The organism is Microbacterium sp. SS28 (genome assembly GCF_022761035.1).
Classification (GTDB): domain Bacteria; phylum Actinomycetota; class Actinomycetes; order Actinomycetales; family Microbacteriaceae; genus Microbacterium.
On record NZ_JAKWJP010000003.1, the window covers coordinates 58410 to 83694 of the forward strand.

23 protein-coding genes are annotated in these 25285 nt (G+C 71.0%); 18 read left to right on the plus strand and 5 right to left on the minus strand.

What is annotated here, in order from left to right; all coding sequences use genetic code 11:
• Positions 1 to 5 precede the first annotated feature (5 nt).
• The 5 genes from MJ607_RS09470 (at position 6) to MJ607_RS09490 (ending at position 6346) form a co-directional block, all read left to right on the plus strand.
• Positions 6 to 1139 carry an FAD-dependent monooxygenase gene (locus MJ607_RS09470; protein WP_243075342.1) on the plus strand — a complete coding sequence of 378 codons (1134 nt, stop codon included), beginning with the start codon at positions 6 to 8 and terminating at the stop codon, positions 1137 to 1139.
• Complete coding sequence (locus tag MJ607_RS09475) at positions 1136 to 2140, plus strand: amidohydrolase family protein (RefSeq protein WP_243075343.1); 1005 nt, start codon at positions 1136 to 1138, stop codon at positions 2138 to 2140. Before MJ607_RS09470 ends, MJ607_RS09475 begins: the two co-directional genes overlap by 4 nt.
• The gene (locus MJ607_RS09480) at positions 2137 to 3093 is read left to right on the plus strand and encodes a fumarylacetoacetate hydrolase family protein (RefSeq protein WP_243075344.1); all 957 of its coding nucleotides are present in this window, start codon (positions 2137 to 2139) and stop codon (positions 3091 to 3093) included. The genes MJ607_RS09475 and MJ607_RS09480 overlap by 4 nt, the downstream gene beginning before the upstream one ends.
• 155 nt (positions 3094 to 3248) lie before the next feature.
• Positions 3249 to 4736 carry an MFS transporter gene (locus tag MJ607_RS09485; RefSeq protein WP_243075345.1) on the plus strand — a complete coding sequence of 496 codons (1488 nt, stop codon included), beginning with the start codon at positions 3249 to 3251 and terminating at the stop codon, positions 4734 to 4736.
• Between the two features lie 17 nt (positions 4737 to 4753).
• Positions 4754 to 6346: a GMC oxidoreductase gene (locus tag MJ607_RS09490; protein WP_243075346.1), complete on the plus strand. Its 1593-nt coding sequence runs from the start codon at positions 4754 to 4756 to the stop codon at positions 6344 to 6346.
• 71 nt (positions 6347 to 6417) lie between these two features.
• On the opposite strand, the gene MJ607_RS09495 is transcribed toward MJ607_RS09490, so the two are convergent.
• On the minus strand, positions 6418 to 7194 hold the full coding sequence (locus MJ607_RS09495; protein ID WP_243075347.1) for an SDR family NAD(P)-dependent oxidoreductase: 777 nt from the start codon (positions 7192 to 7194) through the stop codon (positions 6418 to 6420).
• 107 nt (positions 7195 to 7301) lie between these two features.
• On the opposite strand from MJ607_RS09495, the gene MJ607_RS09500 reads away from it, so the two are divergent.
• Complete coding sequence (locus MJ607_RS09500; protein WP_243075348.1) at positions 7302 to 8087, plus strand: SDR family NAD(P)-dependent oxidoreductase; 786 nt, start codon at positions 7302 to 7304, stop codon at positions 8085 to 8087.
• Positions 8088 to 8232: 145 nt separating this feature from the next.
• Here MJ607_RS09500 and MJ607_RS09505 read toward each other — a convergent pair whose 3' ends face one another.
• Positions 8233 to 9837: a peptide MFS transporter gene (locus tag MJ607_RS09505; RefSeq protein WP_279234549.1), complete on the minus strand. Its 1605-nt coding sequence runs from the start codon at positions 9835 to 9837 to the stop codon at positions 8233 to 8235.
• Between the two features lie 65 nt (positions 9838 to 9902).
• The gene (locus MJ607_RS09510; protein WP_243075767.1) at positions 9903 to 11303 is read right to left on the minus strand and encodes an MFS transporter; all 1401 of its coding nucleotides are present in this window, start codon (positions 11301 to 11303) and stop codon (positions 9903 to 9905) included.
• A gap of 98 nt (positions 11304 to 11401) precedes the next feature.
• Here MJ607_RS09510 and MJ607_RS09515 point away from each other — a divergent pair, with 98 nt between their 5' ends.
• The 11 genes from MJ607_RS09515 (at position 11402) to MJ607_RS09565 (ending at position 21947) form a co-directional block, all read left to right on the plus strand.
• Positions 11402 to 12124: a GNAT family N-acetyltransferase gene (locus tag MJ607_RS09515; protein WP_243075349.1), complete on the plus strand. Its 723-nt coding sequence runs from the start codon at positions 11402 to 11404 to the stop codon at positions 12122 to 12124.
• A 176-nt stretch (positions 12125 to 12300) separates the two neighbouring features.
• Positions 12301 to 13431, plus strand: a complete 1131-nt coding sequence (locus MJ607_RS09520) for a ScyD/ScyE family protein (protein WP_243075350.1) — start codon at positions 12301 to 12303, stop codon at positions 13429 to 13431.
• A 177-nt stretch (positions 13432 to 13608) separates the two neighbouring features.
• The gene (locus MJ607_RS09525; protein WP_243075351.1) at positions 13609 to 14529 is read left to right on the plus strand and encodes a cyclase family protein; all 921 of its coding nucleotides are present in this window, start codon (positions 13609 to 13611) and stop codon (positions 14527 to 14529) included.
• Positions 14530 to 14600: 71 nt separating this feature from the next.
• The gene (locus MJ607_RS09530; protein WP_243075352.1) at positions 14601 to 15116 is read left to right on the plus strand and encodes a hypothetical protein; all 516 of its coding nucleotides are present in this window, start codon (positions 14601 to 14603) and stop codon (positions 15114 to 15116) included.
• A gap of 23 nt (positions 15117 to 15139) precedes the next feature.
• The gene (locus MJ607_RS09535) at positions 15140 to 15535 is read left to right on the plus strand and encodes a hypothetical protein (RefSeq protein ID WP_243075353.1); all 396 of its coding nucleotides are present in this window, start codon (positions 15140 to 15142) and stop codon (positions 15533 to 15535) included.
• A gap of 71 nt (positions 15536 to 15606) precedes the next feature.
• Positions 15607 to 16380 carry an isocitrate lyase/phosphoenolpyruvate mutase family protein gene (locus MJ607_RS09540; RefSeq protein WP_243075354.1) on the plus strand — a complete coding sequence of 258 codons (774 nt, stop codon included), beginning with the start codon at positions 15607 to 15609 and terminating at the stop codon, positions 16378 to 16380.
• A 91-nt stretch (positions 16381 to 16471) separates the two neighbouring features.
• Positions 16472 to 17605: an o-succinylbenzoate synthase gene (menC, locus tag MJ607_RS09545; protein WP_243075355.1), complete on the plus strand. Its 1134-nt coding sequence runs from the start codon at positions 16472 to 16474 to the stop codon at positions 17603 to 17605.
• 9 nt (positions 17606 to 17614) lie between these two features.
• Positions 17615 to 18475: a hypothetical protein gene (locus tag MJ607_RS09550; protein ID WP_243075356.1), complete on the plus strand. Its 861-nt coding sequence runs from the start codon at positions 17615 to 17617 to the stop codon at positions 18473 to 18475.
• A 73-nt stretch (positions 18476 to 18548) separates the two neighbouring features.
• The gene (locus MJ607_RS09555) at positions 18549 to 18917 is read left to right on the plus strand and encodes a DUF4870 domain-containing protein (protein ID WP_243075357.1); all 369 of its coding nucleotides are present in this window, start codon (positions 18549 to 18551) and stop codon (positions 18915 to 18917) included.
• Between the two features lie 100 nt (positions 18918 to 19017).
• On the plus strand, positions 19018 to 20892 hold the full coding sequence (locus MJ607_RS09560) for a substrate-binding and VWA domain-containing protein (RefSeq protein ID WP_243075358.1): 1875 nt from the start codon (positions 19018 to 19020) through the stop codon (positions 20890 to 20892).
• A gap of 14 nt (positions 20893 to 20906) precedes the next feature.
• On the plus strand, positions 20907 to 21947 hold the full coding sequence (locus tag MJ607_RS09565; RefSeq protein ID WP_243075359.1) for a hypothetical protein: 1041 nt from the start codon (positions 20907 to 20909) through the stop codon (positions 21945 to 21947).
• Here the strand turns inward: MJ607_RS09565 and MJ607_RS09570 are convergent.
• Complete coding sequence (locus MJ607_RS09570; protein ID WP_243075360.1) at positions 21929 to 23014, minus strand: bifunctional 2-polyprenyl-6-hydroxyphenol methylase/3-demethylubiquinol 3-O-methyltransferase UbiG; 1086 nt, start codon at positions 23012 to 23014, stop codon at positions 21929 to 21931. The two genes, MJ607_RS09565 and MJ607_RS09570, sit on opposite strands and share 19 nt — an antisense overlap.
• Positions 23015 to 23199: 185 nt before the next feature.
• On the opposite strand from MJ607_RS09570, the gene MJ607_RS09575 reads away from it, so the two are divergent.
• Positions 23200 to 24585 (plus strand): glycine--tRNA ligase, encoded by a 1386-nt coding sequence (locus MJ607_RS09575; protein WP_243075361.1) that lies wholly within the window; start codon positions 23200 to 23202, stop codon positions 24583 to 24585.
• A 24-nt stretch (positions 24586 to 24609) separates the two neighbouring features.
• On the opposite strand, the gene tssD is transcribed toward MJ607_RS09575, so the two are convergent.
• Positions 24610 to 25110: a type VI secretion system tube protein TssD gene (tssD, locus tag MJ607_RS09580; protein ID WP_243075362.1), complete on the minus strand. Its 501-nt coding sequence runs from the start codon at positions 25108 to 25110 to the stop codon at positions 24610 to 24612.
• Positions 25111 to 25285: the final 175 nt, after the last annotated feature.

Genomic DNA, 25285 nt, shown 5'->3' on the forward strand with positions numbered 1-25285 from the left:
TCAAAATGACCGCAGTCAGCAAGGTCGCGATCGCCGGAAGCGGCGTCGCGGGACTCGCCGCCGCCATCCAGCTCGCCAAGGCGGGCGTCGAGGTCGACGTCTTCGAAGCGAAGGCCGAGCTCAGCGCGCTCGGCTCGGGCATCTCCCTGCAGGGCAACGCCATCCGCGTGTTCGACGCGCTCGGCGCGTGGGACGACATCCGTGCCGCGGGGTACCCCTTCGAAGGATTGAACCTGCGCGCGCCCGGCCCCGGTGCGCCGATCGTCGCCGAGCTCCCCGACGTCAAGTCAGGCGGTCCCGACTACCCGGCGCAGATGGGGATGCCGCGCGCCGAGCTCGCGCGCATCCTGCTCGCCCACGCGCAGAAGGCCGGGGCGAACGTGCGCTTCGGTGCGAAGATCACGGGGCTCGAGCAGACGGGCGCTGCTGTCGAGGTCTTCGTGAACGGAGAGACGGCCGGCACGTACGACCTGCTGATCGGCGCCGACGGACTCAACTCGACGGTGCGCGATCTGATCGGGATCGACACCAAGCCCGAGCCCACCGGCATGGGCATATGGCGCTCGTTCGTCTCGCGGCCGGCCGACGTCGTGCGCACCGAGCTGTACTACGGCGGCCCCATGTACATCGCGGGCTACACGCCGACGGGCGACGACACGATGTACGCGTTCCTCGTCGAGAAGGCGCAGGACCGCTTCGGTGTCAGCGATGAAGAGGCGACGCGCATCATGATCGACGAGTCGCGCGCCTACGACGGCCCGTGGAACGCGATCCGCGCCGACCTCGAGGGCGGCGCGCACGCCAACTACACGTGGTTCACGAAGCACCTCGTCGAAGGCCCCTGGAACCGCAACCGGGTCGTCGTGATCGGGGATGCCGCGCACAGCTGCCCCCCGACGATCGCTCAGGGTGCGGCGCAGGGCCTCGAGGACGCGCTCGTGCTGACGGAGCTGCTCGTGCAGGCTGACACGCTCGACGTCGACCTGTGGGAGGCATTCCACGAGCGCCGCATCCCGCGCGCGAAGGCGATCGTGGAGGCGTCAGTGCAGCTCGGTCAGTGGCAGCTCGACGGCAACCGCGACGCCGACGCCGCGGGACTCATCTTCGGCGTCTCGAAGCAGATGGCGGTCCCCGCATGACCACCGACGTCCACGCGCACCTCCTGCTCCCCGCGCTGCACGCAGAGGTCGAGCGGCGCGTCCCGCAGCTCGTCGCGGAGGCGGCCGACCTCGAGCGCCGGCGCAACGGCGTCCCGAGCCTGCAGGCGTCCGGCGCCATGATCGGCGCCCGCATCCCGAAGCTCACCGACGTGGGCGCGCGTCTCGCCGCGATGGACGCGCAGGGTGTCGAGAAGCAGTGGGTCAGCGTCTCGCCGAACCACTTCTACCCGTGGGCACCCGAAGGACTCGCGGCGTGGGTCGCGATGGAGACGAACCGGCTCGTCGCCGAGCACGTCGCGCAGGCTCCGGACCGGCTCACGGGCCTCGGGGTCGTGCCACTGCAGCATCCCTCGCGGATCGTGGAGTACCTCGACGACGCGATCCTCGGCCGCGGGCTCGCGGGCGTCGAGATCTCGTCGTTCGCGGGCGATGTCGAGCTGTCGGACGAGCGCCTCGAGCCGTTCTGGGCGCGTGCGGCCGAACTCGGCGCCGTCGTGTTCCTGCACCCGTTCGGGTGCAGCCTCGACGAGCGCCTCGACCGCTTCTATCTCTCCAACACCGTGGGCCAGCCGACCGAGAACGCGGTCGCGCTGTCGCACCTCATCTTCGCGGGCGTCCTGGACCGGCATCCCGATCTCAAGATCGTCGCGGCGCACGGCGGCGGCTACCTGCCGTTCGCGATCGGCCGCTCCGACCGCGCATGGCGCGTGCGCCCCGAGGCGCAGCGCTGCGCGCACGAGCCGTCGTCATACCTCAAGAAGCTCTGGTTCGACACCGTCGTGCACGATCCCGTCGCTCTGCGGCACCTCGTCGAGGTCGCGGGCGCGTCGCAGGTCGTGCTGGGCAGCGACTTCCCGTTCGACATGGGGCTCGACGATCCCGTTTCGTTCGTGCGCGGCGCCGACCTGCCGGAAGAGCTCGTGCAGCGCATCCTCACGGACAACGCCGAGGCGCTCCTGCAGACGCGGGTGCGCGCGTGAGGATCGCCCGCTGGGAGGCCGGCGCCGCGACGCACGAAGGATTCGTCATCGACGACCGCGTCGTCGCGTTCCCCGACGGCCAGACGGTCGCCGCGATCCTCGCAGGGGGAGCGGATGCCGCTCACGCGGCCTTCGCGCACGTGCACGGCGACGCCGGCACGCCGCTCGCCGACGTCCGGCTCCTCGCCCCGCTCGTCCCCGCCGCGGTGCGCGACTTCGTGGCGTTCGAGGAGCACGTCGAGGGTGTCAGCGCGAGCGTCGACGGCAAGAGCGAGGTCGTGCCCGAGTGGTACCAGGCGCCGACGTTCTACTTCACGAACCCGCACACGATCCTGGGCCCCGGCGAGGCCGTGGCCCCGCCCGTCACGCAGCGCCTCGACTTCGAGCTCGAGATCGCCGTCGTGCTCGGGGGAGTGCCCGGCACCAATCTGACGGCGCAGGACGCGGCATCCCGGATCTTCGGCTACACGATCATGAACGACTGGTCGGCGCGCGACATCCAGTCCCGCGAGATGAAGGTCCGCCTCGGGCCCGCGAAGGGCAAGGACTTCGGCACGAGCCTCGGCCCGTGGATCGTCACGGCCGATGAGCTCGCCCCGTTCCTCGACGAGGACGGGTTCCTCGCGATCCGTGCCGAGGTGCGCATCAACGGCGAACTCGTCGGCGAGGATCTCGTCTCGAACATGGGCTGGCCGTTCCCCGAGCTCATCGCCTACGCGTCCCGCAACGCCCGGGTCGTCGCGGGCGATGTGCTCGGCAGCGGTACGGTCGGAAACGGCGGATGCCTCGGCGAGCTGTGGGGGCGGGGCTCGACGATCCCCGCTCTGCAGGAGGGCGACGAAGTGCGCATGACCGTCGAAGGCATAGGCGAGCTCGTCGGCACCGTCGGCGCCGCCGAGCCGGCGCCGGAATTGCCGCCCGCGCGCCCTCGCTCACGCGCCCGGCGACGCTGATCTCGGCATCTTTAGTTGAATTCACGCTAAAGATCGGCTAGAATCGACAGTGACGTCGGGGCCCCGCATGCGGGCCCGTTCCCTCCACGAAGCCGCGGAGGGGCACACCCCGTCGCGTCGATCGCCCGGTCTCACGGGCCTTAACGCGTATGACAATGTCGCCGTGGAGACTCCGTCTCCTCATCACCTCCCTCCTGACCGTCTCGATCCTGGGCGCCCTCGACCACACGATCGTCTCGACGTCGCTCGCGACAGTCGCGGGCGAGCTCGGCGCTCTCGAGCACATGAGCTGGATCGTCGTGGGGTACACCCTCGCGAGCACTGTGCTGCTGCCGATCATCGGCAAGCTGGGGGATGCCGCCGGCCCCCGCCGCATCTTCCTCGCCTCGCTCGTGCTGTTCCTGCTCGCGTCGCTCGCCTGCGGTTTCGCGCAGGACATGCCGCAGCTCATCGCCGGACGCGTCGTCCAGGGGATGAGTTCGGCGGGCCTGCACCTCATGTCGCAGACGATCGTCGCCGAGGTCACCTCCCCGCGCGAGCGGCCGCGCTACATGGCGATCATCGGCGCCGCCTTCCCCATCGCGATCCTCGTGGGTCCCGTGCTCGGCGGCCTCATCACCGACTACTGGGGCTGGGAGTGGGTCTTCTGGATCAACATCCCGTTCGGGCTCATCGCCCTCGTGCTCGCGGCCGTCGCGGTGCCCGCGCTTCCCGGGTTCGGTCGCCGCCGGTTCGACATCGCCGGCTCCGTCGCCTTCACGATCGCGATGGTCGCGCTCGTGCTCGCCGTCACCTGGGTGGGGGATCCGGCGCTGGGCGCGGCATCCGTCATCGCCTTCGTCGTCGCCGCGATGGCCTTCGCCGCGTTCTTCCTCATCGAGCTGCGCGCCCCCGAGCCGCTCGTGCCCCTGCGCCTCTTCGCGAACCGCACGGTCGCGGCGGGGACGGCGCTCTCGGCGATCATCGGACTCGGGCTCTTCTCGATCACGGCCTATCTGCCGACGTACTTCCAGATGGCGTACCAGACGAGCGCGACGGTGTCGGGGCTCGTCCCCATCGCGACCGTGTTCGGGATGCTGGTCAGCAACCTCGCGAGCGGGTGGCTCGTGAGCCGCACCGGCCACTATCGCGTCTACCCGATCGTCGGCACCGCGCTCGGCGCCGCGGGCCTGCTCGCGATGGCGCTGCTGCCGGTGGGACTGCCGCTGTGGGTGCCGATGATCGTCATGGCCGTCGTCGGCATCGGCACGGGCGCCTTCATGAGCCTCGTCGTCGCCGTCGTGCAGAGCGCGGCGCCCCGCCGCGACATGGGCGCCGTGACGGCGAGCGTCAACCTCGTGCGCCAGGTCGGGTCGACTGTCGCGACCGCGATCATCGGCGGCGTCATCGCGGTCGGGGTCGCGACGCAGCTACCGGGATCGCTCGACGCCTCGACCCTCACTCCGCAGCTCGTGCACCAGGCGCCCACGGACGTGCAGGCGCAGATCGCCGGGATCTACGGCGACGTCTTCGCGCCCGTCTTCGCGGCCCTCGCGATCGTCTACGCCCTGGGCATCGTCGCGGCCGTCCTGCTTCCCGCCGGCCGGCTCTCGGACGAGCACGACCCGGCGCCCACCGCATCCACTGAACCCGTCACCGCGTGACACCCGAGGAGCACTCCATGTCGCACACCCCCACCATCGCCGTCGTCGGCTCCGGGCCGATCGGGTCCGCGTACGCGCGGCTGCTCGTCGAGGGCCTCCCCGACGCGCGCGTCGTCATGTTCGAGGCGGGCCCGCAGCTCACCGAGGTGCCGGGCGAGAGCGTCCGCAACATCGCCGACCCCGCAGAGAAGGAGCGCGCGCGCGAACGCTCGCAGGGCCCGCAGGCGGGTGCCTTCCGCGAGTCGCTCGGCATCCCCGGGGGTGTCGTCGTCGAGGGCATGTTCACGGCGCGCCAGGGCACGCACCTCATCGACTTCGGCGGCGCGGGCTCGGGCCACGCCCCGACCTTCCCGGCTGCGGCGATCGCGACCAACGTCGGCGGGCAGGGCGCGCACTGGACGTGCGCGACGCCGTCGCCATCGTTCAGCGAGAAGATCCCGTTCATTCCGGACGCCGAGTGGGACGACCTCATCGCCGTCGCCGGCGACCTGCTGCACGTGCAGGGGGCGGCCTTCGCCGACTCGGCCGTGGGCGGCGGCATCCGGTCCCTCCTCGAAGAGGAGTTCGGCGCCGAGCTGCCCGAGGGCTACGGTCCCGGCACGCTCCCCGTCGCGGGCGACCCGCAGCCCGACGGCTCGATGCGGTGGGCCGGCGCCGATGTCGTGCTCGGCCCGCTCATCGATGCGACGTCGCCCTTGAGTGAGCGCTTCGAGCTGCGCGACCTGTCGCTCGTGCGCCGCATCGAGCACGAGGACGGCCGGGTCACGGGCATCCTCGTCGAGGACCTCCGCACGCGCGAGTCGTACTCCTTCGCCGCCGACGCCGTCGTCGTCGCGGCTGACGCCTTCCGCACTCCGCAGCTGCTGTGGGCCTCCGGCATCCGGCCCGCCGCCCTCGGGCACTATCTGACGGAGCACCCCGTCGTGATCTCGACAGTCGCACTCGACGCCGACAAGATCGGGCGATTCGCGACCGAGACCGACCTCGAGGCCGAGATCGCGCGGCGCGCGTACAACCCGGCGGATCCGGTGGCGGCGGTCAACCGCATCCCGTTTTCGGAGCCCGACCACCCGTACTCGCTGCAGGTCATGTACGCCGAGAACCCGCCCTTCGCACTGCCCGCCGACCACCCCCGCGCGGGCAACAGATGGGGCTACGTCAACATGGGCTACGGCATGCGCAAGCACCCGCGCTACGAGGACGCCGTGACGTTCGACGATGACGAGCCGGACTACCGCGGCTTCCCGAACATGACTGTCGAGTACGCCCTGACCGACGCCGAGGACACCGAGATCGCCGCGGCGACCGAGCGCCTGCGCCGCGCGGGCGCAGCGCTCGGCGAGTTCATCGCCGAACCGCGCCTCATGCCCAACGGCTCGAGCCTGCACTACATGGGCACGTACCGCGTCGGCGAGGCGGACGACGGCACCTCGGTCGCCGACCCGTGGTCGCGGGTGTGGGGCTTCGACGGGCTGATCGTCGGCGGCAACGGCACGATCCCCACCGCGAACGCCATGAACCCGACGCTCATGAGCGTCGCGATCGCCGCGCGCGGCGCGCGCAGGCTCGTCGAGGACCTCTCGGACGCGCTCGTCGAGGAGGCGCGCTGACCGGCGCCCGGCTCAGCCCCAACCCGGTCCCCGCGCTCGCCGAGGGGTCGAACCGGCGCCCGGCTCCGACCTCAGCGGCCCGCGATGCCGTCCGACATGGGCTTCGCGCCGGCCGACGAGGCAGCCCCGCCGTCGACCGGGATCTCGGCGCCCGAGATGTACGAAGAGGCGTCCGACACGAGGAATGCGACGACCTCGGCGACCTCGGCCGACTGCCCCAGGCGCTCGAGCGGCGTCAGCGCGAGCTGCGTCTCGCGCATCGCGGCCGGCGCGCCCGCCGTCATGGGAGTCTCGATGAACCCGGGGTGGACGATGTTGACCCGGATGCCGCGCGGCCCGAGCTCGGTCGCCGCGACGTGCGTCAGCCCGCGCAGGCCCCACTTCGAGCTCGTGTAGGCGACGGGATAGTGGCCGTTGAGCGCCGCCGACGACCCCACGTTGACGATCGACGACCCCGCGCCCATGAGCGGACCCAGTGCCTGGATCCCGAGCATCGGTCCGGTCAGATTGACGGCGAGCACGCGGTCCCAGTCGGCGCGTGCCACGGCGCCGAGCCGCGCCCGGTGCGTGATGCCGGCGTTGTTGACGAGGCCCTTGAGCGTCTCGCCGTCGCCCAGCTCGGCCGCGAGGTCGCGCGCGAGCGCCGCCCAGTCGGCCTCGACGCTCACATCGAGACGTCGATACCGGATGCCGGTCCCCGCGAAGACGCCGGGTTCGGCATCCGCGACATCCGTCGCGACGACCCGCGCCCCGGCCCGCGCGAGCAGCACGGCCTCTGCCGCGCCCTGCCCTCCGCCCGCGCCGGTCACGACGATCGTGCGCCCCTCGAGTCCGGGATAGCTGCTCATGCCCCGACGCTAGCCGTGGCATCCCCTCGGCGGAACGCGGCTTCCGTGATGCCGCGTATCAGCGATCGCCCCGCGCGGGATCGCGCCCGCGGCGGGAGGATTGATCCGTGAACCCGTCCCCGCTCGCCCCCGAGAACCTCTTCTCGTGCGCGGGGCAGGTCGCGATCGTGACGGGGGCCGGCACGGGCATCGGGCGCGTGTGCGCCGAGGCGCTCGCCGCGGCGGGCGCGCGGGTCGTGGTCGCGGGGCTCGGGGCCTCCGCACCGCAGCGCGCGGCCGCAGAGATCGCGACACACAGCGGTGACGCCGTCGGGGTCGACTGCGATGTGACGGATGCCGGCGAGCTCGCCGATCTCGTCCACTCGACTGTCGCGCGGTGGGGTCGGCTCGACACCGTCGTCGCGAACGCCGGTGCTGCGCTCGACGACCCGGACGGCGCCGACGCGATCGACCGCCTCGACCGGATGTTCGACCTGCACGTCCGCTCGGTCGCGCGGCTCGCGGAGCTCGCGCTGCCGATCATCGCGGAAGGAGGCGGCGGGTCGTTCATCGTCATGTCGAGCCTCTCGGGCCTGCGCGGCAACCGCGTGCTCGCGGGCTACGGCGTCACGAAAGCCGCGAACGCCCAGCTCGCCCGCAACCTCGCGGTGCAGTGGGGAGCCCGCGGCATCCGGGCGAACGCCATCTCGCCCGGCGTCATCGCGACCGACTTCGCGCGGCCCATCACCGACGACCCGGCCGCCGCGCCCGTGCGCCTCGCGAAGACGCCGCTCGGCCGTTTCGGCACGCCGGAAGAGGTCGCGGGCGCCGTCGTGTGGCTCGCGTCGCCCGCGGGCGCGTTCGTGAGCGGCCAGAACATCGTCATCGACGGTGGCACGCTCGTCTCGGACTGAGTCGCGGCACCCGGCCCGCCGCAAGTCCGCAGATCACCGCAATGTCACAGGCGGGAGGCCGATTCCCCGTGACATTGCGGCGATCTGCGACATTGTGGCGCGCGCGAGACGCCCGACCCCGAGGCCGCGTAAAGGAGGAGAGCGGTCAGCGCACGCCCCTCATGAGCGCGAGGACGGGCTTGACGCAGAAGAGCAGCGCGGCGCCCAGCGCGATCGCGATGAAGCCGAGGATCGTGAAGTACGGCACCTCGTTCTTCGGGTCGTAGAACTGCGCGAGCCAGCCCGCGATCGAGGTTCCGAGGGCGACCGAGAGGAAGTACAGCGACACCATCTGCGTGTGGAAGCGCTGCGGCGCGAGCTTCGTCGTGACCGAGAGTCCCGGAGGCGAGATGAACATCTCGGCGATCGTGAAGACGAAGAGGATGAGGACGATCGCCATGAGAGGCGTCGAGTTGGGGGCCCCGTTGGCCCACGGCAGGAACAGCAGGAAGGCGATGCCCATGATGATCGCGCCGAGTGCGAACTTCACGGGCGCCGAGGGCTGACGCGGGCCGAGCTTCGTCCAGATCGCCGCGAACACGCCCGAGAGGATGATGACGAACACCGGGTTGATCGAGTTGATCCACGACACGGGCATCTCCCACCCGAGGATCATGCGGTTCAGGCGCTGGTCGGAGTAGATCGTCAGGACCGTGAACTGCTGCTGGTACAGCGACCAGAAGCCGACGTTGACGATGAACAGCGGGATGAACCCGATGACGCGCGAGCGGTCGTCCGACGTGATCTGCCGCGACGACACGATCACGAAGAAGTACGCGATCGCGGCGCCGAGCGTCGCGATGATGACGACGCCCGCGAGGTTCTGGGCGTTGATGACCCCGAGCAGCACGAGCACGACGATGACGGCGACGCCCGCGAGGCCGATGCCGATGACGGCGCCGTAGCGGCTGCTCGGAAGCGGGTTCGCGACGACGCCCGCCGATGCCGGGAGGTTCTTGCGGCCGATCGAGTACTGGATGAGGCCGATGCCCATGCCGACGGCCGCCACGCCGAAGCCCCAGTGGAAGCCGTAGTTCTGCTGCAGGAAGCCCGTGATGAGCGGCCCGAGGAACGCCCCGAGGTTGATGCCGAGATAGAAGATCGAGAAGCCCGCGTCGCGCCGCGTGTCGCCCGCGCGGTAGAGCGTGCCGACGAGCGCTGTCGCGTTGGCTTTCAGGCCGCCCGACCCGATCGCGACGAGGATGAGCCCGACGCCGAGGCCCGCGAGGTTCGGCAGGATCGCCAGCGCGATGTGCCCCGCCATGATGACGATCGCGCTGAAGAAGAGGACGCGCTCCGACCCGAAGAGCCGGTCGGCGAGCCACGCGCCGAGGATCGTGCACAGGTAGACCGTTCCGCCATAGGCGCCGACGATGCCCGTCGCGGTGGCCTGGTCGATGCCGAGCCCGCCCTGCTCGACGGAGTAGTACATGTAGATGAGCAGGATGCCCTGCATGCCGTAGAAGCTGAACCGCTCCCACATCTCGACGCCGAAGATGTTGGCGAGCGCGCGCGGCTGGCCGAAGAACCGCGTGTCGTCAGAGCCCGTACCGGTCGTGCCGGCGGCATCCGTCCCGCTCGCCGCCGCCGCGGCCGCCCCCGTCGCGCCCGACGACGCTGCCGCCGCCGTCGCTCCCTCCGGTGCGCCGACCGGAACCTGCTCCGGTACGTCGTCCGATCCGCCGCTGCCCCCGCGCGTCTGGTCGCTCATGGGGTCAGGCTAGTGGGGCGGGATGCCGCGCCGACAGTGGCCGCTCGGTAGGTCGGCCCCGCCTCCTACTCGGGAAGCGAGGGGTGCTTCTCGGCGGCCGCGCGGTGCCGCGGGATGAACAGGGCGAGGACGAGGGCCGCGACCGCGGCGATCCCGCCCAGGATGAACGACATCCGGAACGCCTCGGGCGTGGGGAGCGGCATCCCGTCGCTGACGATCACGAAGCTCGACAGCACGGCGCCGATGACGGCGGCGGCGGTACTCGTGCCGAGCGAGCGGAACAGCGCGTTGAGGCCGTTCGACGCGCCCGTCTCGGACTGCGGCACCGACCGCATGATCAGCATCGGCATCGCCGCGTAGCCGAAGCCGATGCCCGCGCCGATGAGGAAGTTCGCCACGACGAGCTGCCACACCTCGGACGAGAACAGGAGCGTGTACCCGTACGCCGCGATGAGGGAGAGGGCGCCGAGGACCAGGAGGAGCTTGGGTCCGACGGTGCGGGCGAGGCGCCCCGAGAACGGCGAGAGCACCATCATGACGACGCCCGCGGGCATGACGACGAAGCTCGCGGCGAGCAGCGACAGCCCGAAGCCGCCGACCGCGACGGGCAGCTCGAGCATCTGCGGATACGCGACGTTCGACGCGAAAAGCGCGAAGCCCATTGCGACCGAGGCGAGGTTCGTGAGCAGCACAGGGCGCCGCGCGGCGACGCGCAGGTCGAGCAGGGGCTCGGCGATCCGCAGCTCGAACCAGCCCCACAGCAGCAGCACGACGACCCCGCCGAGGCCGAAGGCGAGGGTGGGCGCCGAGGTCCAGCCCCACTCGTTGCCGCGCGAGATCGCGAGCAGGATCCCGAGGAGGCCGATGCTGAGCCCCGCCGCGCCGACGTAGTCGAAGCGGCCTGCCGTGCGCAGGACGCTCACGGGCACGATCCACAGCACGAGCGCGAAGACGATGACTCCGAGCGCCGCGGCGACCCAGAAGAGCATGTGCCAGTCCGCACGCTCTGTGATGAGCGCGCTCACCGGCAGGCCGAGCGCGCCGCCCACGCCGAGCGTCGCGCTGATGAGCGCGATCGCCGTGTCGACGCGGTTCTCGTGCAGGACGTCGCGCAGGATCGAGATGCCCAGCGGCACGACCCCGACCATCGCGCCCTGCAGCGTGCGGCCGATGATGACGCCCACGATGCCGGGCGAGACGGCCGCGATGATCGACCCCGCGACCATGACCGCGAGCAGCACGAGCACGATGCGGCGCTTGCCGTACATGTCGCCGAGACGCCCCGCGATGGGCGTGATGATCGCCGCGGCGAGCAGCGTCGAGGTCACGACCCACGCCGTGTCCTCGCGGCTCGCATCGAGCAGCTCGGGAAGCTTCGACTGGATCGGCACGACGAGCGTGAACATGAACGACGACGCGAGCCCCGCGATCGCCAGGACCGTGACGATCGCGCCCTGGCGAGGCATCCGGGTGAGTCTTCTGCGTGCGTCCTCGTCCTTCGATGCCATCGTTCCAGGCTATCGGCGGCCCCGAGGGCGGGGGTCGCCGGGCGTAGGGTGGGCGCATGTCCGACCCGACCGCCGATCCCGTGCCCCCGCCCGGCATCGAGATCCGTCCGCTCGAGACCGTCGAGCAGGTGCACGCAGCGTCCGAAGTGCTCGCAGAGGTGTGGGGCGGCGATCGCGGCGGCATGCCGCCCAATCTGCTGCGCGCGCTCGCGCACTCGGGTAACTACGCCGTCGGCCTGTACGAGGGCGACCGCGTGGTGGGGGCATCCGTCGCCTTCTTCGCGGCCCCCGCGGCGCGCTCGATGCACTCGCACATCACGGGCGTGCTGCCCGACTACCAGAGCCAGGGGCTCGGCCGCGTGCTCAAGCAGCACCAGCGCGCATGGGCGTTCGCGCGCGACGTCGGCCACATCACGTGGACCTTCGACCCCCTCGTCGCCCGCAACGCGCACTTCAATCTGCGCGTCCTCGGCGCGCGCGTGACGGAGTACCTCGTCAACCAGTACGGCGAGATGGACGACGGCATCAACCGCGGCGACGAGACCGACCGGGTCATGGTGTCATGGGCGCTCGCCGCTCCGCCCCTCCCGACCCCGGCAGACCGCGACGTAGTCGCGTCGGTCGCCGTTCCGCACGACATCGAGAGCCTCCGGCGCGAGGGGACGGATGCTGCGGCCTGGCGCCTGCGCGTGCGCGAGGAGTTCGTCGGGCACCTCGCCGCGGGACTCGCCGTCGGAGGTTTCGACGACGAGCGCGGGTACCTCTTCGTCCGGCCCTGACCGCGCCCGCCGAACCCTCACCGCGCTCTGTCGGGGAGGCCATTGACCTGGCATCGCCCGAGTCGGAGGATGTGACTCGGGTCGTCGACCCGACGTCCCCCGTACGGCGATGGGGAAATTCGCCGCGCGGAGTCGAGCGCCCGCAAAGAGGCGGGCGACCTACTTGGGAGGTATCGATGCGCACATCACGCGCGCTCGCGGCCGGTGTCGCTGTCGCGGCACTCGTACTCGCCACGCCGGTCATGGCGTCGGCGGCAGGGAAGGGAAACCATCCGGATCCCGAAGTCCGGTCGGATCAGGTCGTCGCTCCGTTCAATCTCGCACTGCCGGGGTCGGATGTATACGTCGCCGATGGCTTCACGGGCCTCGTCGGCACGCTGCAGGGCGACGGCTCGCTGGCGCCGGTCGCGATGGATCAGCCGGGCACGTCGGGAGTCGACCTCTCGGCGGACGGGAGCGTCCTGGCGTTCACGACGACGGTGTCCGACTTCGAGACGGGCGAGAACCTCGAGAGCGGCCTCAACCTCTGGGGGCCCGGCGATCAGAAGGTCTACGCCGACACGCACGCGTACGAGGCGGCGAACAACCCCGACAGCGTCAACCACTACGGCATCGACAACCCGAGCGACTGCGTCGCCGATGCGTTCGCGTCCATGGGGTTCCCGTACGACTACATGGGTCAGATCGACTCGCACGCCTACTCGGTCGCCGCGTACGGCGACGGGTGGGTCGTGGCGGATGCCGGCGCCAACGCCCTCTGGAGCATCGATGCGGAAGGCGACGTCAGCACGCTCGCCGTCCTCCCGCCCCAGCCGGTCGTCATCACCGCCGACATGGCCGCGGCCCTCGAGCTGCCGGAGTGCGTCGCGGGTGTGACCTACGCCTTCGAGCCGGTGCCCACCGACGTCGAGGTGGCCGCCGACGGCTCGCTGTACGTCACGACGCTTCCCGGCGGACCGGAGAGCCCCGTCCTCGGGGCGCGCGGCTCGCTGTGGAAGTTCACACCGTCGACGGGTGCCCTGCAGAAGATCGCCGGCGGATTCCTCGGTGCGACGAACCTCGCGATCGGCTGGAAGGGCGAGATCTACGTCGCGGAATACTTCGCAGGCAAGATCTCGGTCGTCAAGAAGAACGGCAAGAAGTCGGACTACACGCCGCTGCAGAACGTCATCGCGGTCGAGACCGCCGCGGACGGCACGCTCTGGGCCGGTACGACGATCAACCTCGACCCGACGCTCCCGCCCGTCCCGGGCACGATCGTCCAGGTGAACAACGGGCACCCGGGCAAGCACATCGGGCTGAACTGACCGACGCCCGACGCTCCGGTGCCGCTCCGGGTCTCAGCCCGGACGGCACCGGAGAATCCCCGCCGCAGCGTCGGAGATCGGCGCTGCGTCGGAGGATTCCTGCCGCGCGGGACCGGCGGACTGCCGATCTCCGGCGAACCGGCGGGCGCCGGCATCCGTCGTCCTAGGCTGACGCGCATGCCCGACTATCGCGCCCACTTCGACTTCGACCTCACGTTCGCCAACGGCGGGGGACTCGCCGGCGTCGGCTTCCGGCTCGACCTGCCCTCGCCCGACCTCGACGCCGGTGCGATCGGCCGGCTGCTTGTGCAGCACCTGGGGCTCGCGCTCGTCGACGAGGTCGAGCTGCGGGGACTCCGCATCGTGGAAGAGCCGCATCGCGGCAGTCGCGGGATCGCGAATGCACAGGAGACCCGGGATGCCGCTCCCCGCGTCGTCGACCTGAGCCACCCCATCCGGGCGGGGCTCGTGACCTACCCCGGCCTGCCCGCCCCGACCATCACGCCGCACCTGACGCGCGAGGACTCCCGGTCCCGCTACGCCCCCGGCACGGAGTTCGCGATGGACGTCATCACGATGATCGGCAACACCGGCACCTACCTCGACTCGCCCTTCCATCGGTACGGCGAAGGCGCCGACCTCGCGGGCCTCGACCTCGCGTCGCTCGTCGGGCTGCGCGCCGAGGTGTTCCACCTCGAGGACGCGTGGACGCCCGAGCGCCGCGGCATCCGGGCCGAGACCCTCGCCGACCGCGACGTGCGCGGCGCGGCGGTCCTGCTGCACACGGGCTGGGACCGCTGGTTCGGGCAGCCCGAGTACGGCAAGGGGTCGCCCTTCCTGACGGAGGAGGGCACGCGCCACCTCATCGAGGCGGGCGCGGCGCTCGTCGGGATCGACGCGCTCAACATCGACGACACGGAGTCGGGCGGCGAGCGGCCCGCGCACACGCTCCTGCTCGGCGCAGGCGTGCACGTCGTCGAGCACCTCACGAACCTCGGCGCGCTCCCGCCGCAGGGCGCCCGCTTCACGGCCGCTCCGCCCGCCGTCGAGGGCTTCGGCACGTTCCCGGTCCGCGCGTTCGCCGAGCTCCCGGTCTGACCCGAGACGTCGTCGCGGCGCCGTCGGGTCCGCCCATGACGGATGTGGACGCGCCGGCGTACCGTGAGCGCATGAGCGACTTCGCATCCACCCTCGTCGCCGACGCGGCCGAGCCCTCGCTCGCCGCCGAGCTCGCGCTCTTCGGACGACTCGTCGGCCGGTGGCGCGTCGAGAACCGCTACCGCGCGTCCCCCGAGGGGGAGTGGACCACGAGCGAGCGCACGTGGATCTTCTCGTGGATCGCCGGTGGGCGCGCCGTGCAGGACGTCATCGTCGGCAGCGACCGCGGCAGGGATCCCGTCGTCGCCGGCACGACGGTCCGCGCCTACGATCCGCGCATCGGCGCGTGGCGCGTCGACTGGTTCGGCACTTTCCACGCGAACTATGGAGCGCTCATCGCCCGCGCACACGGCGACGACGGCATCCGCCAGGACGGCGTCGAGTTCACGCCGGAGGGCGACATCCCGATCCGCTGGAACTTCAGCGACATCGCCGAGGACTCCTTCACGTGGGACGGGTGGTCGTCGGCCGACGGCGGCGCGACCTGGTGGCTCGAGCAGCACATGGACGCGCGGCGGATCGCCTGACGGGGCCGCGATAGCGTGGCGGGATGATTCCCGCCGACTGGACAGCGCACCGCCGCGACGACGGAGAGCTGCTCGGCTGGATCCGCCCCGAGGGCGAGCACTGGGTGGCCGTCGACCTGCTCGGGCGCGAGGCATCCGGGCCCGTCGACTGGCTGGACGCGGAAGAGGCGCTCGAGTCGGCGGGGCTGTCGTGGCTCGCCGAGATCTGGATGCTGGAGCAGGACGCCGGCGAGCCGCTGCGGGTCAAGCTCGTCGAGGTGACGCCCGGGCGGGTCGGCGAAGCGGGGCATGTCGTCGTGCAGACCGACGACTTCGGAGCGATCGACGCGCCCGTCGAGCGGTTCGAGCTGCCGTGGCCCGCGCCCGCCGCGCTGCGACTGCGCCGGCCCGGCGAGTCGACGACCGCACCCTGGGGCTGACCTCGCGTCGGGGCGTTTCCGCGTGCGACGAGAGGGGTGACGCGGCCGGGCGGACACGGTTGACTCGACGCATGACACTGCAGGAAAAGGCCGACCGCCTTCTGACCCTCCACGAAGACCCGAAGCTCCTCACCGTCGTCAACGTCTGGGATCCGATCTCGGCGAAGGTCGTCGCGGCCGAGCCGGGCACCGAGGCCCTCGCGACGGCAAGCCACTCGATCGCGGCGAGCTTCGGCTACGACGACGGTGAGCAGATCCCGCTCGAGCTGCACCTCGAGGCGATCGGCCGCATCGTCGAGACGACCGACCTGCCGGTCTCGGCCGATCTCGAGGCGGGCTACGGCGACGTCGGCGAGACGATCCGCCGCGCGATCGGGGTCGGTGTCGTGGGCGCCAACATCGAGGACCAGCTCAAGCCCCTCGACGAGGCCGTGCGCGGAGTCGAGGCGGCCCTCGCGGCGGGCGAGGCCGAGGGCATCCCCTTCGTGCTCAACGCCCGCACCGACGCGTTCGTCCGGGGCGGCGACCGCACGCCGGCGGAGAACCTGCAGGATGCCGTGACCCGCGGTCAGGCGTACTTGGCCGCCGGCGCGCCCGTCGTCTTCGTGCCCGGCCGCCTCGACGAGCACCAGGTGAAGACGCTCGTCGACGCCTTCGGACCGCGCAGACTGTCGGTCATCGCGGTGCCCGGCTCGCTCCCGCTCATCACGCTCGAAGCCCTCGACGTCGCACGCGTGTCGTTCGGCCCGTGGTCGCAGCGCGTCGCGCTGACGGCCCTGCAGGACCTGGTGCGCGGCGTCCACACCGGTCAGGCGATCCCCGAGGGCACGCGCCCCCTGAACTGAGAGCCGCGGCTCCACCGTCGCCGAGCGACGCCTGGGCGGGCTCGGGGACCGGCAAGCCTGCCGACACCCGCCCCGGGCGTAGCCTGAGCGCATGCCCATCGCCCGGCCCGCGGCATCCGTCGCCCTCGAAGGCTTCGAGCTGCGCGTCCTCAACGTGCCGCTCGTCGCTCCGTTCACGACGTCGTTCGGCACGGAGACGGTGCGCGAGGTCATCATCGTGCGCGCCCTCACGACCGACGGCGACGGCTGGGGCGAGATCGTGACGCAGGCGTCGCCGCTCTACTCGAGCGAGTACACGCAGGGCGCGTGGGATGTCGCGACGCGCTTCCTCGTTCCCGCACTCCTCGGACGCGGCACCCTGGCCCCCGAGGACGTCGCCCCCATCCTCGAGCCCTTCGTCGGCCACCGCATGGCGAAGGCGGGCCTCGAGCTCGCGGTCCTCGACGCGGCGCTGCGCGCAGAGGGCCGCCCGCTCGGCGAGTACCTCGGCGCCGTGCGGGACCGCGTGCCGAGCGGCGTGAGCGTCGGCATCCAGCGCGATCCGGCGGCCCTCGTCGAGAGCGTGCGCGGCTACCTCGACGAGGGCTACGTCCGCATCAAGATCAAGATCAAGCCGGGTCGCGACGTCGCCGACACGGCGGCCGTACGCGCGGAGTTCGGGGCGACCCCGCTGCAGGTCGACGCGAACTCGGCCTACACGCTCGCCGACATCGAGACGCTCGCCGAGCTCGACCGGTTCGACCTCCTCCTCATCGAGCAGCCGCTCCAGGAGGACGACATCGTCGACCACGCGACGCTCGCGCGACACCTCACGACGCCCGTGTGCCTCGATGAGTCGATCGTGTCGCTCAAGGCCGCGACCGACGCGCTCGCGCTGGGTGCGGCATCCGTCGTCAACATCAAGGCCGGACGCGTCGGCGGGTACCTCGAAGCGGTGCGCATCCACGATCTGTGCCGGGATGCCTCGGTGCCCGTGTGGTGCGGAGGCATGCTCGAGACCGGCATCGGGCGCGCCGCCAATGCGGCGCTCGCGGCGCTCCCCGGATTCACGCTGCCCGGCGACGTCTCGGCGTCGAGCCGGTTCTACCACCGTGACATCGTGACCGAGCCCGCCGTGCTCGAGGACGGGCATGTGCGCGTCCCGACGGGGCCCGGCCTCGGGGTCGAGATCGACCCGCTCGCTCTCGACGACTTCACTGTCGCGCGCGAAATCCTCCGACGGTAGCGTCCGAAGATGCCGACGGGACAGCTGCTCCGGGCGGGCGCGCTCCTCGCGCTCCTCGCGCTGCTCTCCGGCTGCGACACGGGCAGGGGCGACGACCCGGGACCCGGGCCGCTTCCCGACGGCGTGTCTGTCCAGTTCGTCCAGCTGCGGTCGGACGTCGCCTCGCGCCAGGGGCAGGTCCGAGTGCACAACGGCGCCGATGAGGCGATCCAGGTCGGCGACGTCGTGATGAAGGATGACGGATTCCCGGCCGGCTCGAGGCGCGTGAACGAGGGGCGAACGTCGACGATCGCGCCCGGCCGGACCGTCGACATCCGCGTCCAGCTCGCGCCGGCGGACTGCGACGCGTCTCAGGGCGACACGCGGGTGTGGCTCGACGTCCACAGTGTCGCGGGAGGAGCCGCCGCGTCACTGCCGGATCCGCTCGACGTCCTCGGGCCCCTGCACGACCGCGAATGCCGCGCCGAGCAGGTCGCGGACGCCGTCGCCCTCTCCTTCTCGTCGTTCATCCCGTCGCCGCCCGGCGAGCCCGCAGCCCTCACGCTCACCCTGGAGCCCACCGGCGACGCCGCAGCGCGGATCGACAGCATCCACTCGACGAATCTGCTGACCTGGGCCGGTGACGCGACGATCCACCCACTCGAGATCGCGGTCGCGGCGGGGGATGCGACGCCGGTCGAGCTGACGCTGCCGCTCGTACCGCTGCGGTGCGATCCGCATGCCGTGCAGGAGGACAAGCGCGGCACCGTCTTCACCCTCGACGTCGAGGTCGGCGGCGAGCCCGGCACCATCGAACTCCCCGCGAGCGAGGAGATGCGCGGAGCGATCCTGACGTGGGTCGCAGGATGGTGCGGATTCGGATCCCCGTGACCGGGGACAGCCCGCAGCGAACTCGGGGGACAGCCCCCGCGCGCCCGCCGCGGCGCGGATCTACTGTTGTCGAGTGACGTACCCGAACCCCGCCCCCTACGGCGGAAGCCCCGCGCCCCTGAACCCCTCGGACGAGAAGCTGTGGGCGGTGCTCGTGCACCTCTCAGGGATCTTCTTCAGCTTCATCCCCGCGCTCATCGGCTATCTCGTCCTGAAAGACCGCGGGCCGTTCGTCCGCGCGCACACCGCGACGGCGCTCAACTTCCAGCTGACGCTGCTCATCGCCTATGCCGTCGGCGGCATCCTGACGATCGTCCTGATCGGCATCCCGATCCTGATCGTCGTCGGAATCGCCGCGCTCGTCCTGCCGATCGTCGCGGCCGTCAAGGCCGGTGGCGGTCAGTGGTTCACCTACCCTGCGACGATTCCGTTCGTCCGCTGACGCGCTCCCGGCGCACGCGCGACGCACGCCCGCTGCACGCGCGGCGCCGTCGCAGGAACACGCCGATGCATCCGTGCATCCGGCCGCTTATGCTTGCCACATGATGGCCGGCCCTCGGCGTGCTTCCGCCGGTTCTGATCCCTCCTCGCCGCAGAGAAGACGGCCCGGTTCCGCGCGTCTCGCGGGCCTCTCGGCGCTCGCGATCGCGTCGCTCATCGCGCTGACGGGATGCTTCGGCGGCGGTGACCCGCAGGTCGACACCGCCGACGGCGACTTCGCCGACGACGGCTGCACGAACGTCGTGGTCGCGACGTCGTCCGAGAAGGTCAACATGCTCGACGCGCTCGCTGACGCGTTCAAGGAGTCGCCCGAGCACGAGGCCCTCGACACGTGCGCGACCGCGCGCCCCATCAACGTCTCGTCGGGCAACGCGACGCGGTTCCTGACGGCCGGTGAGGACTGGCCCGACGAGAACACGCGTCGGTGGCCCACCCTGTGGTCGCCCGCGTCCACCGTGTGGACCGACCGCGTCGCGGCGGCTGCGTCGCCCACTCTCGCGGGCGAGCCGGAGTCGTTCACGCACACGCCCGTCGTCTTCGGCGTCCCCGAGACGATGGCGCGGGCGCTCGGCTGGCCCGACGCCGAGATCGGCATCTCGGACCTCGCCGCCCTGTGCGCCGACCCCGCCGGGTGGGCGAGCGTCGGCAAGCCGCTGTGGGGGTCGTTCAAGATCTCCAAGACGAACCCGAACACCTCCACCACGGGCCTCTCGACGATCCTCATGCAGTCGTACGAGGCATCCGGCAAGACCTCCGATCTGACCGCCGACGATGTCGCGGCCGCCGCCGACTTCTCGCGCGTCTTCGAGGAGTGCGTCATCCACTACGGCGACACGACCGGCAACGTCCTGACCCGTCTGTACGACCAGACGCAGGAGGGCGCGAGCGGGTCGGGCTATGTCTCGGCGATCGCGGTCGAGGAGACCTCGCTCCTGAACTACAACCAGGGCAACCCCGACTCGCACACGGTGCAGCCGGGTGAGACCCTGAAGCCGCCGAAGGAGAAGCTCGTCGCGGTCTACCCGTCGGGCGGGTCGATGTGGTCCGACAACCCCATCACGGTGCTCGGCGCGGACTGGGTCTCGGACGAGCAGCGCGAGGCGGGCCTCGCCTTCGCGGCGTTCGTCCAGACCCAGGAGGCGCAGAAGATCCTGCCGGAGTTCGGCTTCCGTCCCCTCGACGAATCCGTGCCGCTCGGGAAACTGTTCACCGAGGAGTACGGCGTAGACCCTGCGAAGCCGACAGTCACGCTCCCCAAGCCCGCCGTCGACGTCGTCTCGGCCGCGATCGACCAGTGGACGCAGATCCGCAAGCCCTCGTCGGTGCTCGAGCTCATCGATATCTCGGGCTCGATGGACGACCCGATCGGCGACGGCCGCTCGAAGCTCGACGGTGCGATCGACGGGGCGCAGAAGACGCTCGGCCACTTCCGTCAGACCGACGAGGTCGGTGTCTGGGCGTTCACGACGGGGATCTCGTCGGAGGCCGGCGAGAACATCGCCGTGCTGCGCGACGTGACCCCGCTCGCCAGCGACCTCGAATCGCTGCAGTCCTCCATCGAGGACCTCAAGTTCTCGAACCGTCAGGGGACCCCGCTCTACGACGCGATCGCGGCCGCCTACGACGAGATGAAGCTGCGCGCCGAGCCGGGCCGCATCAACGCGATCGTCGTGCTGTCGGACGGACAGGACACCGACTCGGCCATGTCGCTCGACTCGCTCATCGCGAAGATCGGAAAGGCCTCGCGCGAGGGCAGCGACGCGGCTCCCGTCCGCATCTTCCCGATCGCGTACGGTGAAGGAGCCGACACGTCGGCGCTGCAGCGCATCGCCGAGGCGACTGGCGGGCAGTGGTTCGACGCATCGGACCCGGCCAAGATCGACCTCGTGTTCGCCTCGGTCATCAACAACTTCTAGTCGGCGGGAGAGCCATGCACCTTCCCCCGGCGACCGTGGGCACCGAGGTGTGGGTCGACCCCGCGGCTGAGGCACTCCAGACGTCGAACGTCTACGTCTCGCCTGACGCAGGTGTCTCGCCGGAGCTTGCCGTCCAGCTGAGCGACCAGATCGGGGATGCCTCGATCGGCGTCGCGGTGCTGCCCGCGAACGCAAAGCTCGAGGCCGAGCCGACCGAGATCGTCGAAACTCTCATGGCCGAGACCGAGTACGAGACGATCATCGTCGCGGTCGGCGACGACCTCGCGGCGGACTCCGACGCGCTTCCCGAGGAAGAAGCCCTGCGGATCGCGAATGTCGCTCAAGGTGAAGACTCGGTCGAGGACGCCCTCGTCACGACGATCCAGCAGATCTCCGCGGCCGCCGAGCCCGCCGCCCAGCCCGACGCGCCGGGCGTCGACGGCGGCGTCATCGTGGGCTTCGCGCTCGCCGCGGCGGTGCTGGTCGGAGCGGGCATCGCGGTCGTCGCGGGTCTCCGCCGCCGGCGCCGCGGCTCCGTCGAGCAGACGAGCCTGCCAGAGGGCGTCGAGGCCCAGCTCGCGATCCTGCGCGGCCTCGTCGGCGAGTATGCCGCCGTCGGGGCATCCGGAAACCAGGTCGCCGCGCAGACGAGCCCGCAGATCGCCGTCCTCGCCGACAACGTCTCCGAGCTGTTCGCGCGCCTCGATCGGCGAAACGTAGAGGACCAGGTCAACATCGCGGCCGTCGAGTACGACGACAAGCTGCGCAAGCTGACGGCCGCGGTGGGCCGCGACTATCTGCTCGACATCCTGACCCATCCCCACCTGTGGGACGACCCGGACGACCGCGTGCGTGAGGTGCAGAACGCGCTCGACGCCGTGTCCACCGAGCTCGTCGAGAACATCAAGCAGGTCAACGCCCGGCGGGGGCTGCTCTTCCAGGTGTCGCTCGACGGACTCATCGGCCGCCGCAAGGAGCTGCAGGACTGGGACCGCGCTTTCGGCGAGGCCGGCGACGACGGCCCGGTCGCTCCGGGTCAGGGCTCCAGCAGGTAGAACCGGAACGCCGCGAACCCCTCGATCGGGAGCACGGAGACGGCGCTGAACCCGGCCTCGCGCGCGTACCGCTCGAGCGTCGCGGGCCGCATGACGGTACCGGTCGCGATCGATCCCGGAGTCGACATCGAATCCGGCAGGCACATCAGGATGCTGTACCCGTACATCGCCCGCTCGACGTCGTCGCCGGGCGGCGCGAACGTCTCGGCGACTGCCTCGTCCATCACGACGACGATCCCGTCTGGTCGCAGAGCGCGGCGCACCGACGTGAGCACGCCGACGGGGTCGGGCAGGTCGTGCAGGGCCTCGAAGACGAACGCCGCGTCGTAGCGCTCTTCGCCCTGCTCCGCGATCTGCTCGCCGCGCAGCTCGGCGAAGGTGACGTTGTCGATCCCGGCGGCGTGCTCCCGCGCCGACTCGATCGCCGGCCGGTCCAGATCGAAGCCCTCGACGATCGCGTCGGGGTAGGCCCGTGCGAGCGCGATCGTCGACCAGCCGTGCCCGCATGCGACATCGGCGATGCCGGCCTCCGGCCTCGAGAGCACGTCGTGGACGGCGGGCACCGAAGCGAGCGCGTCGGGCAGCGCGTGCTCGAACCACGGTCGATTGACGTCTCCCTGCCCGTCGCGCGCGTCGGCGCCGAAGCGCGCCCAGGGCACGCCTCCTCCCGACCGGTAGGCCGCGAGGAGCGAGGGCATCTGGGCGGCGGCCGAGACGAACAGACGCGCGAACGGCGCGGAGTAGGCCAGCGAAGCGGGGTTCGTGAGCACTTCGGCCTGCGCCGCCGGCAGACGGAAGGACGCGGCGTCCGTCTCGCCCTCGACCTCGAGGATCCCCGCGACCGCCTGCTGCTCGAGCCACTCCCGCACGTAGCGCTCGTGCACGCCCGCACGCTCTGACAGCTCGGCCGCCGTCGCAGGTCCCTGCAGCAGCGCCTGATAGAGCCCGAGCCGATCGCCGAGATGGATCGACAGCAGCTCCATCGCCCCGAGCAGCTGCCCGAACACCCTGCCGGCGAACTCCTCGACCTCCTGCTCGACGGTCTCGTCGCTCGTGGTCTCTTCCATGGCGGAGCCTCCTCATCGGTGCGCCCGCTCGATGCCGCACATGCTAGGCCCGGCCGCCTGCGCGCGCCAGAGGTCGGCCCGATCGCCCAGGTTCGCCCTGCACAGCCCGGCTAGGATTGACGGATGCCGCGATCGCGGCATTCCCGCGGCATCCCGCGATCTTCCTCCCGACCATTGGAGCCACCGTGGCCGAGCAGTCCCGCCTCGACAAAGTCATCGCCCTCGCCCGTCACCGCGGGTTCGTCTTCCAGGCGGGCGAGATCTACGGCGGATCCCGCTCGGCGTGGGACTACGGCCCCCTCGGCACGGAGCTGAAGGAGAACATCCGCCGCCAGTGGTGGCAGACGTTCGTCCGCGGGCGCGGCGACATGGTGGGCCTGGACTCCTCCGTGATCCTCCCCAAGCGCGTGTGGGAGGCATCCGGTCACGTCGCGACCTTCACCGACCCGCTCGTCGAGTGCCTGCAGTGCCATAAGCGGTTCCGCGCCGACAACCTCATCGAGGACTTCGAGGCTCGCAAGGGCCGCGCGGCCGAGAACGGCCTCGCCGACGTGCCGTGCCCCAACTGCGGCACGAAGGGCCAGTACACCGAGCCGAAGGCCTTCTCGGGTCTCGTCAAGACCTACCTGGGCGTCGTCGACGACGAGTCCGGCCTGCACTTCCTGCGCCCCGAGACGGCGCAGGGCATCTTCGTGAACTTCGGCAACGTCCTCACGGCGAGCCGCAAGAAGCCGCCGTTCGGCATCGGCCAGGTCGGCAAGGCTTTCCGCAACGAGATCACGCCCGGCAACTTCATCTTCCGCACGCGCGAGTTCGAGCAGATGGAGATCGAGTTCTTCACGCCGCCCGCCGAGGCTCAGGAGTGGTTCGAGCACTGGGTCGAGGCCTGCTGGGACTGGTTCATCGACCTCGGCATCGACGCGGGCAACATGCGGCGCTTCGACGTCCCGGCAGAGGACCGCGCGCACTACTCGGCCGGCACGATCGACGTCGAGTACCGCTTCGGCTTCCCGGGCAAGGAGTGGGGCGAGCTCATGGGCGTCGCCAACCGCACCGACTACGACCTCGGCAGCCACACGGCGGCGTCGGGCCAGTCGCTCGCGTACTTCGACCAGGCGAGCGGCGAGAAGTACATCCCGTACGTCATCGAGCCCTCGTTCGGCCTCACGCGCTCGATGATGGCGTTCCTCGTCGACGCGTACCACGAGGAGGAGGCGCCGAACGCGAAGGGCGGCACCGATACCCGCACGGTGCTCAAGCTCGACCCGCGCCTCGCGCCCGTCAAGGCCGCCGTGCTGCCGCTGTCGCGCAACGAGCGCCTCTCGCCCGTCGCGCGCAAGCTCGCCGACGACCTGCGCGGCCACTGGAACGTCGACTTCGACGACGCCGGCGCCATCGGCCGCCGCTACCGCCGTCAGGACGAGATCGGCACGCCGTTCTGCATCACCATCGACTTCGACACGCTCGACGACCAGGCCGTGACGGTCCGCGACCGCGACACGATGGGCCAGGAGCGCGTCCCGCTCGAGGGTCTCGAGTCGTATCTCGCAGAGCGCCTCCGCGGCGCCTGAGCGACGGCATCCGCTCCCGACGTCCTAGGCGCCTCCGCCCAGTTGGTCCTCGAGCGTGTTGCCGCTGCGCACGTGCACGAGCGTGAGGTGCGTGAACACGAAGGAGATCTCTTCGTAGGGGATCCACGTCGACACGGCGGGATCCCAGACGTCGGGAATGACGCTGTCGATCTTCGCGACCGCACCGCCGTCCAGCCCGACGGTGAAGCTGTGCCGGGTGCTTCCGTCGGACGGGTCGGTGTCGAAGATCAGGATCTCTCCCGCGACCACCTCGTTCTGCACGAGAGCGCGGTAGAGCAGCGGCGTGCTGGCATCGAGCCGCTTGAGGATGCGGATGGGCTCGTACTGACGACGGCCGACCGCCGCGCCGGTGTCGGCGTTCCGCGCCGTCGCCGCTCCGAAGCTGAGTCGCCGCACCTCGACGTACCCGGATGAGACGTCCAGGCCACCGACCTCGGTGGCGCTGACGTCGCCCGTGAGCGCCGTTCCGTTCAGCGTCAGGCGCGCATACGAGTTGAGTGCCATCTCCCGCTCCTTCCACCCGGCGCGGGTGCGTCTGGCCGTGCGGACGGCTCTCAGGGTACGCGCGTGCCGACCCGCCGACCATGGCTTCGCGCATCCGCCTCTTCGGCCGGGCGTCCGTGACAGCGGGATGACAGCGGGACGGATGCCGCGACAGCGGTGTGACAGCGGTGCGCGA

What these genes read in the sequence shown, in the direction of transcription:
- MJ607_RS09470 (WP_243075342.1), top strand. Translation starts at nt 6, where the DNA reads ATGACCGCAGTCAGCAAGGTCGCGATCGCCGGAAGCGGCGTCGCGGGA.
- MJ607_RS09475 (WP_243075343.1), top strand. Translation starts at nt 1,136, where the DNA reads ATGACCACCGACGTCCACGCGCACCTCCTGCTCCCCGCGCTGCACGCA.
- MJ607_RS09485 (WP_243075345.1), top strand. Translation starts at nt 3,249, where the DNA reads ATGTCGCCGTGGAGACTCCGTCTCCTCATCACCTCCCTCCTGACCGTC.
- MJ607_RS09490 (WP_243075346.1), top strand. Translation starts at nt 4,754, where the DNA reads ATGTCGCACACCCCCACCATCGCCGTCGTCGGCTCCGGGCCGATCGGG.
- MJ607_RS09495 (WP_243075347.1), bottom strand. Translation starts at nt 7,194, where the DNA reads ATGAGCAGCTATCCCGGACTCGAGGGGCGCACGATCGTCGTGACCGGC.
- MJ607_RS09505 (WP_279234549.1), bottom strand. Translation starts at nt 9,837, where the DNA reads ATGAGCGACCAGACGCGCGGGGGCAGCGGCGGATCGGACGACGTACCG.
- MJ607_RS09510 (WP_243075767.1), bottom strand. Translation starts at nt 11,303, where the DNA reads ATGCCTCGCCAGGGCGCGATCGTCACGGTCCTGGCGATCGCGGGGCTC.
- MJ607_RS09515 (WP_243075349.1), top strand. Translation starts at nt 11,402, where the DNA reads ATGTCCGACCCGACCGCCGATCCCGTGCCCCCGCCCGGCATCGAGATC.
- MJ607_RS09520 (WP_243075350.1), top strand. Translation starts at nt 12,301, where the DNA reads ATGCGCACATCACGCGCGCTCGCGGCCGGTGTCGCTGTCGCGGCACTC.
- MJ607_RS09525 (WP_243075351.1), top strand. Translation starts at nt 13,609, where the DNA reads ATGCCCGACTATCGCGCCCACTTCGACTTCGACCTCACGTTCGCCAAC.
- MJ607_RS09530 (WP_243075352.1), top strand. Translation starts at nt 14,601, where the DNA reads ATGAGCGACTTCGCATCCACCCTCGTCGCCGACGCGGCCGAGCCCTCG.
- MJ607_RS09535 (WP_243075353.1), top strand. Translation starts at nt 15,140, where the DNA reads ATGATTCCCGCCGACTGGACAGCGCACCGCCGCGACGACGGAGAGCTG.
- MJ607_RS09540 (WP_243075354.1), top strand. Translation starts at nt 15,607, where the DNA reads ATGACACTGCAGGAAAAGGCCGACCGCCTTCTGACCCTCCACGAAGAC.
- menC (WP_243075355.1), top strand. Translation starts at nt 16,472, where the DNA reads ATGCCCATCGCCCGGCCCGCGGCATCCGTCGCCCTCGAAGGCTTCGAG.
- MJ607_RS09550 (WP_243075356.1), top strand. Translation starts at nt 17,615, where the DNA reads ATGCCGACGGGACAGCTGCTCCGGGCGGGCGCGCTCCTCGCGCTCCTC.
- MJ607_RS09560 (WP_243075358.1), top strand. Translation starts at nt 19,018, where the DNA reads ATGATGGCCGGCCCTCGGCGTGCTTCCGCCGGTTCTGATCCCTCCTCG.
- MJ607_RS09565 (WP_243075359.1), top strand. Translation starts at nt 20,907, where the DNA reads ATGCACCTTCCCCCGGCGACCGTGGGCACCGAGGTGTGGGTCGACCCC.
- MJ607_RS09570 (WP_243075360.1), bottom strand. Translation starts at nt 23,014, where the DNA reads ATGGAAGAGACCACGAGCGACGAGACCGTCGAGCAGGAGGTCGAGGAG.
- tssD (WP_243075362.1), bottom strand. Translation starts at nt 25,110, where the DNA reads ATGGCACTCAACTCGTATGCGCGCCTGACGCTGAACGGAACGGCGCTC.